Annotated in this window: 16 protein-coding genes; 4 read left to right on the top strand and 12 right to left on the bottom strand. The window is 54.4% G+C overall.

The genetic code is table 11. The features are described from left to right. Positions 1-19 precede the first annotated feature (19 nt). Both ACRWA7_RS14740 and ACRWA7_RS14735 read right to left on the bottom strand, forming a co-directional pair. Positions 20-2,065 (bottom strand): hydantoinase/oxoprolinase family protein, encoded by a 2,046-nt coding sequence (locus tag ACRWA7_RS14740; protein WP_438391624.1) that lies wholly within the window; start codon positions 2,063-2,065, stop codon positions 20-22. A gap of 551 nt (positions 2,066-2,616) precedes the next feature. Continuing rightward, complete coding sequence (locus ACRWA7_RS14735) at positions 2,617-3,732, bottom strand: porin (protein WP_438391623.1); 1,116 nt, start codon at positions 3,730-3,732, stop codon at positions 2,617-2,619. 425 nt (positions 3,733-4,157) lie between these two features. Here ACRWA7_RS14735 and ACRWA7_RS14730 point away from each other — a divergent pair, with 425 nt between their 5' ends. Beyond that, positions 4,158-5,441 (top strand): PLP-dependent aminotransferase family protein, encoded by a 1,284-nt coding sequence (locus ACRWA7_RS14730; RefSeq protein ID WP_438391622.1) that lies wholly within the window; start codon positions 4,158-4,160, stop codon positions 5,439-5,441. A gap of 57 nt (positions 5,442-5,498) precedes the next feature. Here ACRWA7_RS14730 and ACRWA7_RS14725 read toward each other — a convergent pair whose 3' ends face one another. The 5 genes from ACRWA7_RS14725 to ACRWA7_RS14705 form a co-directional block, all read right to left on the bottom strand. Beyond that, positions 5,499-6,824, bottom strand: a complete 1,326-nt coding sequence (locus ACRWA7_RS14725; protein ID WP_438391621.1) for an MmgE/PrpD family protein — start codon at positions 6,822-6,824, stop codon at positions 5,499-5,501. A gap of 87 nt (positions 6,825-6,911) precedes the next feature. Beyond that, on the bottom strand, positions 6,912-7,688 hold the full coding sequence (locus ACRWA7_RS14720; RefSeq protein ID WP_438391620.1) for an amino acid ABC transporter ATP-binding protein: 777 nt from the start codon (positions 7,686-7,688) through the stop codon (positions 6,912-6,914). Between the two features lies 1 nt (position 7,689). Then, positions 7,690-8,457 carry an amino acid ABC transporter permease gene (locus ACRWA7_RS14715; RefSeq protein ID WP_438391619.1) on the bottom strand — a complete coding sequence of 256 codons (768 nt, stop codon included), beginning with the start codon at positions 8,455-8,457 and terminating at the stop codon, positions 7,690-7,692. Positions 8,458-8,505: 48 nt separating this feature from the next. Beyond that, complete coding sequence (locus ACRWA7_RS14710) at positions 8,506-9,228, bottom strand: amino acid ABC transporter permease (protein ID WP_438391618.1); 723 nt, start codon at positions 9,226-9,228, stop codon at positions 8,506-8,508. 129 nt (positions 9,229-9,357) lie between these two features. Next, positions 9,358-10,311: an ABC transporter substrate-binding protein gene (locus ACRWA7_RS14705; RefSeq protein ID WP_244163984.1), complete on the bottom strand. Its 954-nt coding sequence runs from the start codon at positions 10,309-10,311 to the stop codon at positions 9,358-9,360. Between the two features lie 86 nt (positions 10,312-10,397). Between ACRWA7_RS14705 and ACRWA7_RS14700 the strand changes: the two genes are divergently transcribed. Next, positions 10,398-11,897 (top strand): PLP-dependent aminotransferase family protein, encoded by a 1,500-nt coding sequence (locus ACRWA7_RS14700; RefSeq protein WP_438391617.1) that lies wholly within the window; start codon positions 10,398-10,400, stop codon positions 11,895-11,897. 165 nt (positions 11,898-12,062) lie between these two features. Here the strand turns inward: ACRWA7_RS14700 and ACRWA7_RS14695 are convergent, their stop codons facing one another. From ACRWA7_RS14695 to ACRWA7_RS14685, 3 genes are all read right to left on the bottom strand, one after another. Beyond that, positions 12,063-13,016 (bottom strand): hypothetical protein, encoded by a 954-nt coding sequence (locus ACRWA7_RS14695; RefSeq protein ID WP_060818168.1) that lies wholly within the window; start codon positions 13,014-13,016, stop codon positions 12,063-12,065. A gap of 181 nt (positions 13,017-13,197) precedes the next feature. Further along, positions 13,198-14,076, bottom strand: coding sequence for an ABC transporter substrate-binding protein (locus ACRWA7_RS14690; RefSeq protein ID WP_438391616.1), 879 nt, complete (start codon positions 14,074-14,076; stop codon positions 13,198-13,200). Positions 14,077-14,678: 602 nt separating this feature from the next. Beyond that, positions 14,679-15,491 carry a phytanoyl-CoA dioxygenase family protein gene (locus tag ACRWA7_RS14685; RefSeq protein ID WP_438391615.1) on the bottom strand — a complete coding sequence of 271 codons (813 nt, stop codon included), beginning with the start codon at positions 15,489-15,491 and terminating at the stop codon, positions 14,679-14,681. Positions 15,492-15,827: 336 nt separating this feature from the next. Here ACRWA7_RS14685 and ACRWA7_RS14680 point away from each other — a divergent pair, with 336 nt between their 5' ends. Further along, positions 15,828-16,106, top strand: coding sequence for a hypothetical protein (locus ACRWA7_RS14680; protein ID WP_438391614.1), 279 nt, complete (start codon positions 15,828-15,830; stop codon positions 16,104-16,106). A 62-nt stretch (positions 16,107-16,168) separates the two neighbouring features. Here the strand turns inward: ACRWA7_RS14680 and ACRWA7_RS14675 are convergent, their stop codons facing one another. Then, positions 16,169-17,374 (bottom strand): GAF domain-containing sensor histidine kinase, encoded by a 1,206-nt coding sequence (locus ACRWA7_RS14675; protein ID WP_438391613.1) that lies wholly within the window; start codon positions 17,372-17,374, stop codon positions 16,169-16,171. A gap of 160 nt (positions 17,375-17,534) precedes the next feature. Between ACRWA7_RS14675 and ACRWA7_RS14670 the strand changes: the two genes are divergently transcribed. Next, complete coding sequence (locus tag ACRWA7_RS14670; RefSeq protein ID WP_060818164.1) at positions 17,535-17,963, top strand: response regulator; 429 nt, start codon at positions 17,535-17,537, stop codon at positions 17,961-17,963. 92 nt (positions 17,964-18,055) lie between these two features. Here the strand turns inward: ACRWA7_RS14670 and ACRWA7_RS14665 are convergent, their stop codons facing one another. Further along, the gene (locus ACRWA7_RS14665) at positions 18,056-18,328 is read right to left on the bottom strand and encodes a hypothetical protein (protein WP_438391612.1); all 273 of its coding nucleotides are present in this window, start codon (positions 18,326-18,328) and stop codon (positions 18,056-18,058) included. Positions 18,329-18,359 lie beyond the last annotated feature (31 nt).

Raw genomic sequence — 18,359 nt, 5'->3', positions numbered from 1 at the left:
AGTCCGGACCGCGTGCATCTCAAACCTCCTTCGTCAACAGGATATTGCCGTGCGAATCAACCGTCGCGTTGAAGCCCGGCGGCACTAGAATCGTCGTGTCGTTCTGCTCAATGATTGCAGTGCCATTTACTGAGTCTCCGGCGCGCAGACTCCCGCGGGCATACACATTGCAATTGGGCTCTACAAGGGAAGCAATTTGAATTGTTCTTTGCCCTAGAAGCGCGTCGTTCATATTTCCTTGACGAGGCAATACGGCGCCAGGAACGGGCGTTGGCAACATCCCGCGAATACGGACTCGAAACTCCGTGAACTCGACGGCGGCGGAAGGATCGGCGTGCGCGTAGAGTCGTTCGTGCTGACGATGAAATTCGCTTTCAATTGCTGCGAGATCGCCCGAAAGAGCCGCTTCCACCGGAACGCTTACCATTAGCTGGAACGACTGCCCCCTGTATCGCGCCTCCGCCCGATACTCGAACAGCGTTTCACAAAGCCCGCCCCCAATGCTTTGCCCTTCCAGCCATTGCCGCGCGTGGCTTGCCAAAATCGCGAATTCATTCTTTGTTGTTTCTGCATTGACCTCAACGCCCTGCATGCTCCGGACATTGTCGTGCGTCAATCCGGCTACCAACCCGCCAAAAGCACAGAAGACCGATGGCATGACCGGAACCAGCACTCGCCCTATACCCAGCTCGCTCGCTAACAAAGGACCATGGAGCGAGCCAGCGCCTCCATAAACAACAAGCGTGACATCCGCGGGGTCCAGCCCATAGCGCGCGAGATAAGGAAGAACACTTGCGACCATGTTGGATGTTGCGACCGTCAGGCAGGCCTCAGCCGCCGCGATTACGTCTGTACCGAGCGCATCTGCTATTGGTTGCATCGCGGCTTGCGCCGCAGCGAGATCGAGCGTCATTCGACCGCCAAGGAAATGGTCGGTGTGAATGAAGCCGCAAAGCAGATACGCGTCTGTTACGGTTGGCTGTGCGCCCCCGTGACCGAAGCAGGCAGGACCGGGGCGCGCGCCCGCGCTGCGCGGCCCAACCCTCAACACGCCCCCGTCAATCCAGCAGACCGAGCCCCCGCCCGCGCCAATGGCCTCAATACCGGTAACCGGCATCATCAACGGAAATTCGCCTACCTCGGCGTCGCCAGTAATGGACGGCTCGCCGTCCTGGATCAATGAGATGTCCGTGCTTGTGCCCCCCATGTCCATGGTAAGCATGCAGCGTTCATCAAGAGATACGCCCAGGTACTGCGCCGCTGACACACCGGATGCCGGCCCCGAAAGTAATGTGTGCACGGGGAGTGCGCGCGCCTCCGATGCAGCTAAAGCACCCCCATTCGATTGCATGATAAAAAGCTTCGCGCCGGGCAGCGTCTCATCAAGCCAACGCTCTATCTCCGCAATGTACGAGTTCATTCGCGGTTTCACGTACGTATTGAGCACAGCGACGATCGCGCGCTCATACTCGCCGATCTTTGGCCAGATCTCGCTCGAAACAGAAACGTTTTGCAGGCCAGTCTCCGCCACGATCGTGTCACGGGCAGCGAGCTCATGCGCCGGATTGCGAAAGCTATGTAGGAACGCTACTGCGATTCCTTCGACTCCTGCCTCTTTTGCCTGCATTGCGGCACGCGCTACGGCCTCAAGGTTTATTTCCTTGCGTGGGCGTCCGCTAGCTGCCATGCGTTCGGGAATCTCGAACACCAGTTCGCGCGGTACGAGAGGCAATACCCGATCACCGAGGAGATCGATTGCACGCCGCAATTTCAACCGCTGCAACTCGAGAATGTCGCGAAACCCTTCGGTGGTGAACAATGCGATCGGAGGGCCGCTGCGTTCGATCACGGTATTGGTTGCTACTGTCGTACCATGCATGACCACGATCTGCTCTCCGACTCGAGGCTCCATGCGCTTGAGCATCTCCTCGCAGCCGCTCTTGAACCCTTCGGCAAAGTTTGGCGGGGTCGAGGGTACCTTCAAGGTCTCAACCTTTTGCTCGCCTTCACGCCATGCTGCGAAGTCGGTGAAAGTCCCGCCAATGTCAACTCCGATCTTAAGCATCTATTCTCCGAGCCTTTAACAAAAGGCCGCCACGTTTTATCGAAAAATTCTTGGTCAGAGCGTCTGCCGTGGCTAAAGCTGAAGAACGTGTCACTTCCCACTCACCCCAAGCACGTTGTCACTAGCACCATCTGCCGCTCGACATCTTTCTTGTTCAGCAATGAAACGAGGATATGTTCAATATAAAAAATGTACAATTGTTTTTTTGTTATTAAACATAATCTACCCTCGCTTTCGGGTTGCTTGGCCAGTTCGGTTCGGACCGGGCTTTATCGGGGCTACGCCTCACGGCGCAACATGCAATGTAGAACGTGCAAGTCAGGAAGACGGCTTAAAAGTCCACGACGAGTATTTTCCGGGGCGGCGATGGCCATTGTTTTATGACCAATCGACCTTCCCGGCCGCGTTCCGCTCCAGTCCCGAGTTTCTGATTGTCCGGGAAACGAGCAAGCTGACAGCAGTGCAGACGCCTGCATTCGTCGATAGCGCCGGTGACGGGCTCTTCGCCGGCTGAGGACGGAAAACCTGCCGCCGTCTCGCCCGCACCCTATTTAAAACTTGTGAGTTATGCCAACTCGCAAGTCCGCTTGAGTGCTTGATAGCGACGGTGTGGTGAACCAGCCCAACTCCGGATTGACTCCAGCCGAGGCTTTCACAAAGTCGCCGGAGATGTACAGCGTAGTGCGCTTCGAGGCGAAATACTGAAAGCCCGCCGATACCTGGTTCCACGTATGACCTTCGAAAGTGTCATGCTGATATCCTCCCAGCAGCTCCAGCGACGGAGTGAAGTTGTATGTCGCGCCGCCTTCGTAGACGTGCATATAAGAGGTCATATTCCGGTAGACCAATTCGGTACTGGTGAAGTTGGCCATCACGGTCAGCTTCCCGAACGCGTAGCTTCCACCGATTCCCATGATGTTGTATTTATCCAGCACGAACGCGGTGTTGAGGTCCTTTTCAACGTTGTTCGTCACCGTGGCTACGGTCTGCCCAAAAAAGACCGGCGTTCCCAAGCGGTTATACGGGTCGATGGAATATCCAGGTAGGGAGGCGTATGCCACCCCGACGTGAAGCGGACCATTGATATAGTTGCCGCCCGCCTCCCACGCGCTGCCAGTATGGAAGCTGCCTGCAACATTGCTGAACGAATACATCACGCCGGCCTTGAAGCCGCCGATCCGAGGAGAAGTGTATTTGACGGCGTTCGGCAAACGCGTACAACTCATGCGGTCAATATCCCCCTGATGGATACCATATCCGCTCGCATAAAAGCTGACGTTATAGTCGCAGAGGTAATCCGAAATACTGTCGTACTGGTCGCCGATGGTCAACTTGCCCCACTTCACGCTATCGAGACCGACCCATGACTGGCGGCCGAATATGGCCCCGCCGTTATTTGCTTTTCCGGTATTGATGTTGAATCCGCCTTCCACATCAAAAATGGCTGAGAGTCCGTTACCAAGGTCCTCCTGCCCCCTGAAGCCCCAACGGTTGCCGTGAGCGATTCCGCTATCCATCTTGAAGTTCTTGCTGCCGCTCTCGTTTGAGACATACGTAATGCCGTCATCGATCAAGCCATACATTGTCACGCTGCTTTGCGCGTGAGCAACACCCACTGCTGACGTCAATCCGCCAACTGCAACCATCGCCGCTACCCGCTTTTTCATTGTCGAACTCCCCTTGTACGTAGTTATCCTGATCGAATGCGTTTGATTTCAGCTTCACACAATGGCCGTCCGTTAGCACCTTGATCACGCATTTCGCGCTGAAGGCCCGCTGAACAGGATGAAACGAGGATATGTTTGAAAATATAAATGTACAATCGCTTTTATGTTATTGAACAAAAATTGGCAAGATGCTTTTTTGAATGCTCCACAAGCTCGCCACGTTGTCACCAATCAGATGCACGAATCAAGAATATGATCACCATCGGTGCACATCGCAACCCGTGCAACATGCTTGCGGACGGCGCGATTTGTGCAGGCACCAAATGAATGTACAATTCAAATTTTGTTATTGAACATTCGGGGACAAGATGGACGTTGAGAGTTTCGTTAAACAAGTTGGCGCCAGAACAATGCGAGGAATTGCATTGACGGTAGCTGACCTCATACGCAGTGGAGCGATTCCCATTGGAACGCAATTGCCGCCGGTCCGCGAATTGGCCGAGGCGTTTGGGGTAAGCCCAGCGACAATATCGGGGGCGTGGAAACAGCTTCGCGCCTTTCGCATGGTCAGCGGCGGCGGCCGAACGGGAACATGGGTCCGTGGCGACCAGACTGCAATGCGTCCTTCACGGTACGAGGACTTCGCGAACTACGGTGAGAATGTTCTTGCGGATTTGCGGTTTGTTACTCCCGATCCAGCTCTGCTTCCTGATCCACAGAAGGCGTTAAAGCAGGCTCATCTAGCCAAGAACCTTCACAGCTACGTCCGCGAAACGATCGCGCAGGAACTCAAGGACGTCGTGACAAAGGACTGGCCATACAAAAAATGTGCATTTACAGCGGTGAATGGCGGCTACGACGGGCTCTATACCGCGCTGCAAATGGTTGTCGCCCCCGGCGCAACCGTCGCCATTGAAGACCCAACAACGCTACGCGTCTTCGACATTCTCGAAAAACTTGGTGCTCGCACTATCGGCGTGGAATGCGACTCACAGGGCCCGATTCCCGAATCGTTGGCCAGCGCCCTGGAACACCGTCCGGCGGCATTCGTGTATCAACCCGGATCGCACTCTTTGACCGGGATGCGCGTCAGTCCCACGCGCCTGAATCAAATGCGCAAGCTTCTCTCTAGTACTACAACGGCGCTGATCGAGATGGATGGGATGGCTGGCCTGGCAAACGCCCGTCCGTTGAGCCTCGGTACCGCCTATCCCGAGCGCACAGTGCACATCCGCACTTTTTCAAAATCGCTTGGAACCGACTTCCGGCTCGCCGTGCTATCGAGTTCCGAGAAACTTGCCGATCAGATCCAGGCGAACAGAAACTTTCGCGAAGGTTGGACGAGCCGATTCCTGCAACGCGCCGCCGCAACGCTTCTCACCGATCCTGAATCGCTACGTCAGGTTGCTCACGCCCGAAAAATTTATGCGCAGAGGCGCGATGCATTGGTCGAAGCGCTCGCTGAACGCGGCATCAAAGTAAGCGGAGAAGACGCATTGTGCATATGGCTGCCTGTCGCCGACCAACAATATGCCTTAGTGACATTAGCCGCGCGAGGGATTGCCGTTCAGCCGGGTTCGCGTTTTCAAGTCACGCCGCGGGCGCACATCCGCGTTGCGACAAGCATCGAAGTCGGCCAGATCGAGACGATTGCCGATGCCCTTGCGCAAGCGGCAGCAACGTCCGACCGCGTAACTTCCAGGGCGTGATGGTCGGTCACGGACACTCGTGCCCCCGGGATTGCTCCCGGAATCCGGTGACCTTGGCTAAAGCAGATCGCTGAATTGACTTTGAGTTTCCATGCTTTGTAGCGACGCGAAGAACATCGCAAGAGGCGTTTGCATACGGTTCCTGGCACGCGCCTCTGCATCCTGGAGTTTCGCAAGGATATCGGCCCAACTTGCTGGATCTCCGGGAGAGCCCCGAGGAGCGTCGCGCGTCGCCGTAAAACGAGTTCCGTCCGTCAAGACCACCTCTACCAAACCGCTTTCTTCCTCGCCGGCCCAGGTTTTCATGTGGACCTTTGGCATGAGAAGGGCAATATCTTCTTGGCTGAGCGCGGCCGTATCGAAATCGTCCAGCGTTATCTTGCCGCGTGCCAAGGCGACAGCAACCGTGAAGTTCATACTAAACTTGGCCTCAATGCCTGTCTTTGGATTGGGAAATCGCAAATAGTCTGTGCATTCGTTTCGCACGAAACATGAGACATGAGCGATCTTCTGAATATCGAGCGAATGGCGTTTAGAGATTTCGATTGCAGCGTCGATCGAAAGGTGAGTGCAACTGCAACAGGGATAGAGTTTCACTGCTAGCCCAGGGGTGAGTAGTTCCCATTCTTCGCCAAGCGCTGGCAACTCTATCCGATGTTTTGACCGGTCAGTAAGCGCGTCCAAAAATCCATGTGGAGCTTCCAGGATGTGAGTGCCTGCCGTGAATCCTCGCTCGGCGAGCGCCGCCGCGAGGTACCCCGCCTGCGCGGCGCGACCACAATGAAGAGTCTTGGTCATGGTGCCCGTGTTGCCAAGCACCCCCCCGGCAAAAGAACATCCGATTGCAAACGCTCGCTCCGTCTGACTCTCGTCCAGGCCACGCAAAGCGGCGGCGGCTGCCGTAGCGCCCAGTGCGCCGAGGGTTGACATCGTATGCCAGCCTCGCCGCGTATGTGCTGCGCCGAGAGCACTGCCTAGCTTGCACGCAACCTCAACGCCTACAGCGTATGCGCGAATCACATCCAGGCCGCTTGCGTTCGTCATGCATGCGGTCGGCAAGAGCGCACTTAGAATCGGCGCGCTCGGATGACCGTTCATCGATTGTTCGCTGGTGTCATCAAAATCGTCCGCGTGAGCGCATATGCCAGTAAGCATTGCTGCTAGCGACGGATCATCCCAATGCCCCAGCCCTGGAACGATTACCCGAGCCTTGTGGTTGGATGGCGCCGAAATCTCCATGAATATAGAGGCAGCATGCGTTGACGACCCAGCCAGGATGCACGCCAACGTGTCGGCTATGTGCAGCTTCGCCCGCTCCACAACGGTCAAAGGTAACGTACGCTGATTTGAGACAAACTCAGCTATCTGACGTGTGGCAGACATATCTGGCATTCTTTGCGTTACCTCCATTACGGCTGCCCTGGTTTATCACGCATGACCGGCTGCTGCCATCTGGCTTCGTTAAAGGTGTTATGCGACACGCTTCAAAAATGACACCGTGCGCGCGTTATTTGATTGAGAGAAGATCTGGTCAGGCGAACCGTCTTCAATGATCACCCCTTTATCCATAACAATCACGCGATCGGCAACTTCTCGGGCGAACCCCATTTCGTGCGTCACGACGATCATGGTCATTCCGCTCCTCGCCAGTTCTTTCATGACCGACAAGACCTCGCCGACCATCTCAGGGTCAAGTGCGCTTGTGGGCTCGTCAAACAGAACAATATTGGGCTTCATTGCGAGGACACGCGCAATGGCGACTCGTTGCTGCTGCCCACCGGATAGCTGAGCAGGATACTGATCTCGCTTGTCCGCCAGACCAACACGCTCAAGAAGAGCAATGGCTTCCCGGGTGGCTTCCTGCTTCGTCAACTTCAGAACATGCACAGGAGCTTCAATGACGTTTTGAAGCGCGGTGAGATGCGGAAAAAGATTGAAGCGTTGAAAGACCATGCCCACACTTCGACGTGTTGCCGTTTTCTCTTTTTCACTCAGGCTTATTTTTTTACCATCCACCGTTTTGCCGCTGACAAGAGCGCCGTTGACGAAGATATCTCCGGTCTGGATTTCTTCAAGAAGGTTGATGCAGCGGATGAGTGTGGTCTTGCCTGATCCAGATGGGCCGATAACAACGACCGTCTCCCGGCTTTCTACTTTCAAAGAGACGTGCTCGAATACCGTCAGGTTTCCGAATGATTTGCTCACGTCGCGGAGTTCAACGGCGGGTGTTGCCAGTCCTTCGGCCATGTCAGATCTCCATTCCTGAAAGTGCGGCAGTTTTTGTGTCCAGCTTCTTGACGCTCGTGCACCGACTTAAGGAAAGCCGATTTTCAACCAACCGCTGGAACACCATCCACGCTCCGCTTAGCAACAGGTAATAAACCGAAATTGCGCCATATGCCTCGAAGGTCTTGAAGTTTCCGGACCGCAGGCTGTCGGCAACATGCACGAGTTCAGGAACAGCGATGACGCTCAAGAACGCCGTGGTCTTGAACATCAAATTGCATTGGTTACCCAGCGACGGAAGAATGGTTCGAAATGCCTGGGGAAGGATTATTCTACGCATGGCCAAAGCGCCTGACATGCCAAGCGCCTGCGCCGCTTCCTTTTGGCCTTGGTCGATTGATCTGATCCCGGCCCTTGTGATTTCGCTCATATATGCCGCTTCGTGCAAACTGAACGCTAGAATCCCGGCAACTATGCTGCCGCTGATCGAAAACTGCAGCGTGTGGATTGTCGAAGGGAAGAGATCGACGCCAAACAACGATGGCAACCCGAAATAAATGAGGAACATCTGAACCAGAACGGGCGTTCCACGAAAAAACCAAACGTAGAAACGATTAAGTCCTTTCAATGCTCCAAGACGGCTGTTCCCGAACAACGCCAGTACCAGTCCGATCAATACACCTACGGTCATTGACGTGAGGGTTACCGAAATCGTAATCCAGACTGCGTAGAGCAATTGTGGCGGCGGCGAAAACACCAGCTCAAGAAAGTAGTGCAGATCAAAGTTCAAGGATGCTCTCCCGGCGCTGTTTTTCCGCTCTTACCAAGATCTCGCATGTCATATCAACCCGAAGCCCTTTGAGTAATGCTTTTCCAGCGCTTCCTGTATATATCCCCAGGCGGTCGTCAGCGCGAGGTAATAAACAGAGACGCCCAAGTAGACCTCGAGAGTCTTGTAATTAACGGATTGGACGGCATCGGCAATGAAGAGCATTTCGGGAACTGCGATCAGATACAACAGAGAGGTCGCCTTCAACATTCCGTTGAGCTGATTTCCAAGCGGAGGCAACATGATCCGAACCGCCTGCGGCAAGATTATTCGTCTCATGACCAGTCCCGGCGTCATCCCAAGCGCTCTGCCCGCTTCCCATTGACCGCTTTCAACGGAGGCAATCGCGGCTCTGGCGATCTCGCTGAAATAAGCAGCTTCGTGTAAAGCAAACGCCGTGACTCCGGCCACGACCGCACCCCCAACTGAAATGAAGCCGAAGAGCTGAACGCTTTGAGGGAACAGATCGACATTGATCAAGTATGGAAGGCCAAAATAAATAATGATTACCTGCACCAACAAAGGCGTACCGCGAAAAATAAAAATATATACGGTGTTGACCCACCGGATCGCACGCCACGGTGACACACCGCAGATTGAAAGAAATAGTCCTGCCAGCACGCCGAACGCCATGGACACGAACGTTGTCAAAACGGTTGTCATCAACCCTCGTAAGAGCGCGAGCGGAGGATGAAAAACGAAGCCGAAAAAATAGCCTGCGTCGAAGTGCATTTCGGAGGTCTCTTCGCTCTAGAGTGGTTCTATTAACGTCGCAACCCAACCTGATATTAACGATACTTCTGTATCGAACAACGCACGGACCAAGTTGAGCTTACACGGCGGCCCCGCAGATATTGCGAATCAGGAACAGGGTTTTTCGTCGCGGCACAGCGTTATGAAACCGTCCATGCCCCATTTCTTGCTCGACTGCTGAACGTAGCCGCTGTCAAAAAGGGAGATATAGGCTTTCCGCACGGCGTCTTCTATTTGCGGATCATCTTTGCGCATGACAATGCCAATTGTCAGCGGCTCAACGGGCAATCCGCCAACCTGGAAACGGCCATTACTCAGGTGTTCCCAGTAGCCAATAGTCATTGCATCGCCAACGAAAGCGTCGACGCGTCCAAGTTGCAACTGATGGAACACCGTCGTGTTCTGCGGATATGACTGGATTTCGATCGGGCTTTTTCCTTCGGATACCGCTTTGGCGCTTGCTGCTTTCAAAAGTCGCTCGGTCGTGCTCGACACGAGGACGGCCCCGCGGTGTCCGGCCAAATCGTCAAAGGTTTTGAGATTAAGGGGATTGCCCTTGGGAACCATCAAACCCAAGCGCATGGTCATGTAGGTAACGAAGTTATAGCGAGCGACACGAGCAGGACTTTTCGAGCTGCTCGACATGACCGCGTCGCACTTCCCTGAATCCAGGGCAGCGAAAATGTCGGCAAAGGGATAGTTGATCACCTCTGTCTTCACGCCCATCACCGGACCGATTGCAGACATGATATCTACATTGAACCCCTTCGGCGTTGAACCGTCCTCGGCCAAAAAGCCGGCCGGAGGATCGCCCAGTTCAGTGCACATGACGATCTTCCCCGCCTTTGCGACTTTTGCCGGCGGTACGACAGTTTTTGCGAAGGTAGTCGGAAGCTTGATTTCATAAGCGGTTCCCGCCGCTTCAGCATGAGCAGTTACGGCGATGCTGGACAAAACGGCGAAGCACACGCTGGCAAAGATCTCGTTGAAGCGAACAATCATGGCGTTTCCCTTTCGTTGGATCGTGTAATCCCGACTTGCCTGAGACTTTTCGAGTCCCATGCCGGGGGCATCCTTACATCAGCCGGACTGGCTACATCCGCATTCAGGCCAACACGGTATTAAGCCAACTAGCGCCCGCTTGGCGCATGCATGCTCTCGCCGACAGCTTGACGGGTCCCGCCTGGCGTCCCTTCTTATCAACCGCCTATGCAACCATTGCGCGAAGCAGCAGCACTCGCTTTGCAACTACATTGAACAAAGCATATGTTTATCAAAAAAAATGTACAATTGCTTTTTCGTTATTGAACATTGAGGCGAAAATGGATGTCGACTATCTTGTCGAAAAGATCAAGTCACGCACGATGCGGGGGATCGCGGTGGAGGTTGCCGACCTGATTTGCAATGGCAAGATTCCAATCGGCACTCAGTTACCGCCCGTTCGTGATCTTGCCGATGCGTTCGGCGTGAGTCCCGCCACTATTTCCGGAGCCTGGAAGCAGTTGCGCTCATTCCGGATGGTGGGCGGGAGCGGCCGCACGGGGACGTGGGTGCGCGGAGATCAGACAACACTTCGGCCGGTGCGCTACGAGGATTTCGCGAATTATGGGGAGAACGTAGTAGCTGACCTCCGATTTGCGTCGCCCGATCCCACGCTACTGCCTGACCTGAATCGCGCGCTCAGCCAAGCCCACTTGGTGCAGAATCTGCACAGCTACTTTCGCGAGTCGATAACGAGCGAATTGAAGAACGCGGTGGCGCCAGACTGGCCATACAAGACATGCGTCTTTACGGCAACGAACGGCGGATACGATGCGCTTCACACCGCACTTCAGATAATGGTCATGCCCGGATCGGTTGTAGCCATTGAAGACCCAACGACCTTGCGCTTGTTCGACATCCTGGAGAAGCTAGGTGCGCGCACGATCGGCGTGGACTGCGATTCGGAAGGTCCCCTACCTGATTCGCTGGCGGCCGCCCTGGAGCAGCAGCCGGTCGCCTTCGTCTATCAGCCTGGATCGCATTCACTCACCGGTACACGCGTCAGCCCGGAACGGTTAAGTCAGTTAGGCAAATTGTTTGCTGAAAGTGGAGCGATGATTGTGGAGCTCGACGGCTTGGCGGGGCTAGCGGGCGCGCCCTCCCTGTCGCTTGGCACAGTTCATCCGCAGCGTACTGTTTATATCCGCACGTTTTCAAAGGCGCTAGGAACTGACTTTCGGTTAGCTGTGGTATCGAGTTCAGAGAAATTTGCAGAACAGGTTCAAGCGCTTCGAAATTTTCGCGAAGGCTGGACCAGTCGACTTTTGCAGTGCGCCGCCGCGATACTTCTTACCGATCCCGAGTCACTGCATCAAATAGCCTGCGCTCGGGAGACCTACGCGGCAAGACTCGCGCGCTTAACCGACGCGCTTACTGAGCGCGGCCTGCCGACGCCTGGAAAGGGCGTGTTGTCTGTCTGGTTATCGGTACGTGATCAACAATACGCGCTCGTAACCCTCGCTGCTCGTGGCATTGCGGTACAGCCAGGATCACGGTTTCAAGTAACGCATCGGCCGCATATTCGAGTCGGTACGGGCATTGACGAAGATCAGGTTGAGTTGATTGCAGACGCATTAGTTCAAGCTGCGGGATCGTCGGGAGATTAGAACTTCCCTTCACCTTGACGCGCTTGACACGCACTGCATCCACCAGATCCGCCAGTGGATGCAATACGCTGCACAATCATTCGAGGCTGGCGTGTCTGCGGCGTCGATTGACACGACGCCGCAACCTGCACAACCGGTAAGACACGATCGTTTGCCCAATGTGAACTATTCAGGAATCCAGCGGCCCGGGCGTTCCTGCCCATCTTTACTACGGTTATAGAACATGCCGAGATACCAAGGGAACATCTGATACGACCATGCACACAGCCGATTGCCGTATTTCAGGAACGCACGCAGGATCTGCTGAATCTCCTCCTTCGATTCCGCGTTCGCAACGGCTCCCCGCACCTCTGCAGCGAAGGCTTCGAGCTTCTTGAAGCCGACCACCGACAGATAGTCCGAGTAAGGGACGTCAAGCTCATTCAGCACTTGACTGAGTTGCTTTGGTTCCAGCTTTCCTGCCAGCGTCAAAATTGGGTAAATGGTGTACATGACGTAGTCACGCAGCATTCCGTTAGCGAAATCCCATGCGCTGAAATACTGACCATAGGTCCCGGCGTCAACCACTTCGCCCAGGCGCAGCGCCCGGATTTCATCCGGTTCCACCAATTGGATACGATCAGCTTCGTCGAGAAGTTTCTTCGCGACGGCCGGGAGGTTTTCCGGCACAGCCGGACGACCCGGGTGGCCCTGGCCTTCGTGAGGGGTGACTTCGAGGAAGATCACGTCTTTTTCAAAGAAAAGGTTGTTCCATACAGCCTTGCCGACTGCCGGAAGCAGATGGCAGAATTCTGGAAGCACCTGACCCAGCACTGGCTGGGCAAGCGGTTCCGTGCCCTTCCCGTACTGTACAGACATCTTGTTGCCCGTTGACTGCGAATAGCGCAAGCGGCCAATCGGACACTCGGTAATGAGTTGACGATGATGCACTGGCGCGCTGCTGACGACCGGAGTCCACGCGTACATCGACGCGCCGGATACAACTGGATGAGCCTGCGTGACCTTGAATGGCAATTGTGACCAAAACTCTTCACACAACTCAGGATTGCGCTCGTCATTCAGTTCGGCAACGACCTTTACGTTCAGTTGAGGCCAGGCAATATCGATCAAACGTCCCATTTTAAAACCTCTTTAAAAAAAGCATTAAATTACTCAACCAGCACAGCCGTTTTCCATGGCCATGCGCTTTGTCCATCTTCACCACATCTGCGGTAAAAATGGCAAATCAAATACGAGATGCACGTGATTGGGCATGCCGCTTCGTTGCCAACACCCGGTCCCGAACGTTCAAACAGCACCGTTATTCACATGGGTGGGCTGTACTGCAGAGTCCCACCCCATCGGCAATGCCCCACGTTTTCGCGATCTTGAGCATCTGACCGTTCGCGTTCATGCGATCTATTGCAGCCTGAACAGCCTGCCTCAGCTCTTCGTTGCCCTTCTGGAGTGCGATTGCCCACGTGACGGGCGGCACTGGCACACCACCTATTTCGAATTTTCCGCGGCCCCGCGACTTGTAGAAGTTGATGTTCAACGTGTCGCTGGAGAAAGCATCCACACGGCCTAGCGTCAGATCCTGGAAAGCGTCGACGTTGGTACCCAATTCGACAATTTCCATCGGCGGTTTTCCAGCACCGATCAGCTTTTCGTTCATTGCATGAAGTACTTTCGAGTTACGGCTACCAAGCAATACGGCAACGCGTTGACCGGTCAGATCTTCGTAGCGCGTCAGATGCTTTGGATTACCCTTTGGAACCAGCAGGCCTGAAGCCACGCTCCAATAGTCGATCAATTCGTAGCGCTTCGCCCTGTCCGCTGTCTTGCCCAAGCTCGCCATGACCATGTCGCACTTGCCGGTATCAAGCGCTCCGAAAATTCCTGAGAACTGGAAATTGCTTATCTCTGTCTTTACGCCAAGTTCGCGTCCGATTCCGTTCATGACGTCCACCTCTGCGCCCGACGGAGTAAAGCCATCGTCGGCAATTCCATCAGCGGGCGGGTTTGAAAGATCGGAACAAAACCGAAGGATGTGCGTGGCCTGAATATCCGCGGGAACTTTGATGGTTTGAGCAAACAGTGCGGGGGAAAAAGCCACTAACAATGTAGAAAGCAAAGCTGTCAGAACGTTAAACACGTGACGAAGAGAACTGCTTGTAGACCGACGCATGGCGATATCCATAGGTTTTATATGAGCAATAAAAACGGCCGACGCGAATTGCGCCTTGATATCTGACACAAGGCGAGGATATATAGCGATTACATGCTTGAAACAGGCTTCCGCACGGACCACAAAGTAGTCGATAAATCGCCCATGACCCACATGTTCACTTCATCAGTAATCCTATATAGATTGCAACTTCGACTGCCGTAGCGATGTGTTGATGTCGATTCAGATTTCCGGACGCTAGGTGAAAGTGACTGACATCACGCATCCATGACGTGAGAATATGCATGACAAAAAAAATGTACAATATCTATTATGTTATTGAACATAAACAACAATTCTCGATTTTCCTTCTTGAGAAGCGGCGGGAAAAACGACCAAAGATCTACCGGCGCAAAGAATTGACCGGGCAAAAGACGCTAGCTTGTGAGAAAGGCGGTTTGGGAGAGTTCGAGTGCGCTGCTTAGGAAGGGCTTGATCAGTGGCACGGTTCGATATTCGTGACTTGATCTCGGAGCCCGTTCCACTACTGGAAACCGGTGCATTTTAAACATGGTTAAATCCACCGACCTGGCTTTAACCAGGCAGACCGAGGAGCGTGCATCGAGCGTATCGCATCACGCTTTAACACCGCCCCATACAACCGGGAATGCGTCGCAATCCAGCACAGCGCCATGCGCCGGCGCACCAACCTCAGGCAGCGGAGGGGATAATTTCCCTTTGCGTATATTCATGCGTGCGTCATCGCCGGTCCAACGCGTGGTCAACACTCGCCGCGCGGTGTCATATGGGTTCCCCGGTGCGCCGTGCAGCGTCAAACCATGAAATACCAATGCGTCACCGGGCATTACCGCCCAAGCCACAATGTTATGCGCTGCTCGGTCCGCTTCGATATCCGGCAACAACTCCCAGGACGGGTCATCACCTTCACGCAGGCTTCCGTCGATAAAGCGCTGCGGTCTATACCAACGATTGTCGCTATGTGACCCTGCTACGAATTCGAGTACCGCGTCGCGAGGCACCGGATCGACCGGCATCCAGATAGTGCAGAATTGCCAGCCATCGACAGGGCTATACGGTTGATCCTGATGCCATTGAGTCGCTTTGCTAGTACCCCCTCTCTTGACCAGCGTGTGGTCGTGAAGAAAGTTGATCTTGCTGGAACGCAGCAGTTGGGCGGCAAGCAGTCGCGCTGGCGAGTGACGTGCGAACTCCTCGAATTCGGGGATTCTTTGCCAGTTGTTGGCGTCCTGAAAAAACTGTTTTTTGTCACCGTCCGCGTAATTGGCGAAAGGGCCGGGCTCCGCCAGATTGCGTACGATACCTCGCTCGACCAGTCCAACCCAATCAGGGCTGAAGACGTTACGCAGGCAAACAACGCCGTCCTTGCGGAACGTATCCATCTGTTCGACATTCAACGTGAGTGACATGACTGGTCCTGATCAAAAATTGGTGGGCTACGGCACCCGCCTTGGATACGCCCAACGAGTGTGCGACTGACGGCGGCGTTGCGTCGTCCCGGCATGACGCGTCATTGCCAACATTTGATCTCATAGATTCAGGCATGGAGCCTCATCTCCCACGTGATCGGGAACGAACTCTATGGACAGGCTTGGACACACTCGCGGGCGACAGTTCTCTACTAAAAGTAATCTTATGTTCATTTTTTCATTTGTTCAATGATTTATATGTTATTGAACATAAACTCGGCTCCCCTAGCTGCGGGGTCGTGCTCGAAGATGCGTATTGGGGCGGACATTGCGCGCTTGGCGATTGAGAACAATATGAGTGTGAGGGCACGACTTGTAGAGATCGTGTACAGAGATCCCGACAAAGCCTGCGACATCTTCGTTGGAACAACCATGCCCGAAGACCGGCGTTGCGCCGTGCAACTTGAAGTGGGCATCGCTACAGTGGTTGGCTTGCTTCCAGAGCAGATCACTCTCACCGTCAACACAGTGGAACAGACTGAAGTTGACATGAATTTTGGCGCGTATGAGCGGTTGCTTTCCCAGAAAATCGGATCAGTGCCGCCGACTCAATAATCTAAACGGCAACAACAAATCGCTGTCCTTTTCAGCGCGTTTACGGCCGTCAACACACGAGGCTAAGTGCGACTCTGCTGGTATCGATGGGGTTTGATCGGCACCTTTGCGGTGAAGATCGTTCCGGACTGGTCGGACGACGACACATTCAACGTTCCGTGGTGGGACTTCACGATTTCCCTGCAAATAAAGAGACCCAGTCCGAGGCCGCCTCCTGGCTTGCCGTTCTTTGGGCGCCAGTATGGTTCAAACAACTTTGCCATCGACTCCGGCGTGATCGCGTTGCCGCCGTTATGCACACTCAATTCCAATATCTCATTTGCAAGATTTGCTTTAACCGTTATCGGCTGATCCGGCGACCCGTGGAAGACCGCGTTCGAAAGCAAGTTGGCCAGTAGTTGCTGAAGGCGGGTCGTGTCGCAATACGCCACATGGTCGACCGAAATATCGGCGACAATCGAGCAGTCGGCGTGGGCGATCTTTATCTCATTGACGACCTCGTGCAAAGCGGTTCCGAGTTCAGGCTCAGGTGCAATATCTGCCTCGATGCCCGCACCCAACCTTCCTCTCGCGAAATCCATGACATCGTTGATCAATGCGCTCATTCGGCGCGCGGCCACAAGTAATCTTGCTCCCATGCTCACCAGGTCGGCGTCTGCTTTTCGAAGAGTCAATAGTTCCCCTGTTGCGCTCACCACCGCCAAGGGCGAACGCAGATCATGGCTAAGTACTGCAATGAATTGCTCTCGCAGGTGTCCGTCCTCTTGTTGGCGCTCGGCTAAGCGCGTCGCAATTTCTCGTCGACCTTCGTTCTCGATCTGCAGAGCGATCACTTCAGCGAACGCCTCAACCATTTTCATCATCCGTTCGTCAGAGGGCTGGGAAGGCTTTACATCCACTGCGCATAAGTTCCCGAAGTATTCACCCGTCGACAGGATGATCGGCACCGAAATATAGCTTTCGAGACCGTAGATCCGCGCTGCACGATGGTGCGCGTACATTGGATCGTGGCTGAAACGATCGATGACAATCGGCTCGCGTTTATTGCGCGACTCGTGGCAGATCGTTGCCCGCACTTCCAACTGTCCGCCCGCCTGTAGCCCAAAACCAAGTTCGTCATGTACCACGCACGCAGTCCACGTCGAATCCGTTACGCGCGCTACGGCGGCGAACCCCATTCCTGTGTTTTTACAGATCACCCGAAGAATCGCTGGGATTGAGCTAATTGCGCCCACCATCGCAACGTCTCGCGCGATCGCTGCGGTCATACCTGGATTTTTTTGTGAATCACTCATATGGACGATGAAAGAGGGCTAACACTCATTTTGGGACAATATCCTGAGCTTGGTGAAGAACAGGTCTCACGATTGCTTTGAAATGTCTCATATGAGCGCGTATCCGTGACGAAACAACTGGTGGAGTTGAAGAATGACCTGGCAATCAGCGCGCGCAAGACTTTGGACAGGACGGAAAGTTACGTCGGGTGTCGACCGCTTTCGCGTTCTTGTCGTGGACGATAACCAGGACGCTGCCGATGCACTAGCCATGTATTTGGAGTTTGAAAATCTCGAACTACGGACAGCATACGGTGGAAAGCAGGCTGTTGATGTTGCGATTGCATGGACTCCACATGTGGTTGTCATGGACATCTCAATGCCGGAATGTAACGGTTACGAGGCTGCGAAGTTGATTCGCGCCCACGCTCACACGAGCCATGTAGCGATGATTGCCTTTACCGCATTTGACGAGCACGAGGTACGCCGGCATCTAACGGATCACGAGTTCGACGCCTATTGCCAAAAAGGGGAGCCACCCAGCCGGTTGGTAGCGCTCTTGGCACGGCTGACGGAAAAATGATCCGCATTAGCGCGTGCCACCTGCCAAGGGCTGACAGATTCGTGCAAAAGCGGGCGACGTATTAACCCGTTTTAGTAGGAATCCAAAATGCCTCACTCGATGATGCGATTCGCGCGCAACTGGACCGACCGACGCGTGCGACTTAATGGCAACAAGTTACGGCTTTTATCGCCACCACGATGAACGGGGTGACGAGGTCGCGCCTCGTCCGAGCGTATTGCAGACGCTCGAAGCGCGCAGACGGCGAAAGGCAGCGCGACCAACACATAGATCGGAATGGTGAGCAGGAGGCCGATCGCAGGAAGCAGCAGCGGACTCGAGACGAACGGACAGATCGCACCGGACCATGCCTTTTTCAGGGGCATGCGATGCACCAATGGCATGCACACTCCATTG

The organism is Caballeronia sp. DA-9, assembly GCF_051615025.1.
In the GTDB taxonomy this organism is placed as follows: Bacteria; Pseudomonadota; Gammaproteobacteria; order Burkholderiales; family Burkholderiaceae; genus Caballeronia; species Caballeronia sordidicola.
This window is presented reverse-complemented; position numbering and strand designations above follow the sequence as displayed.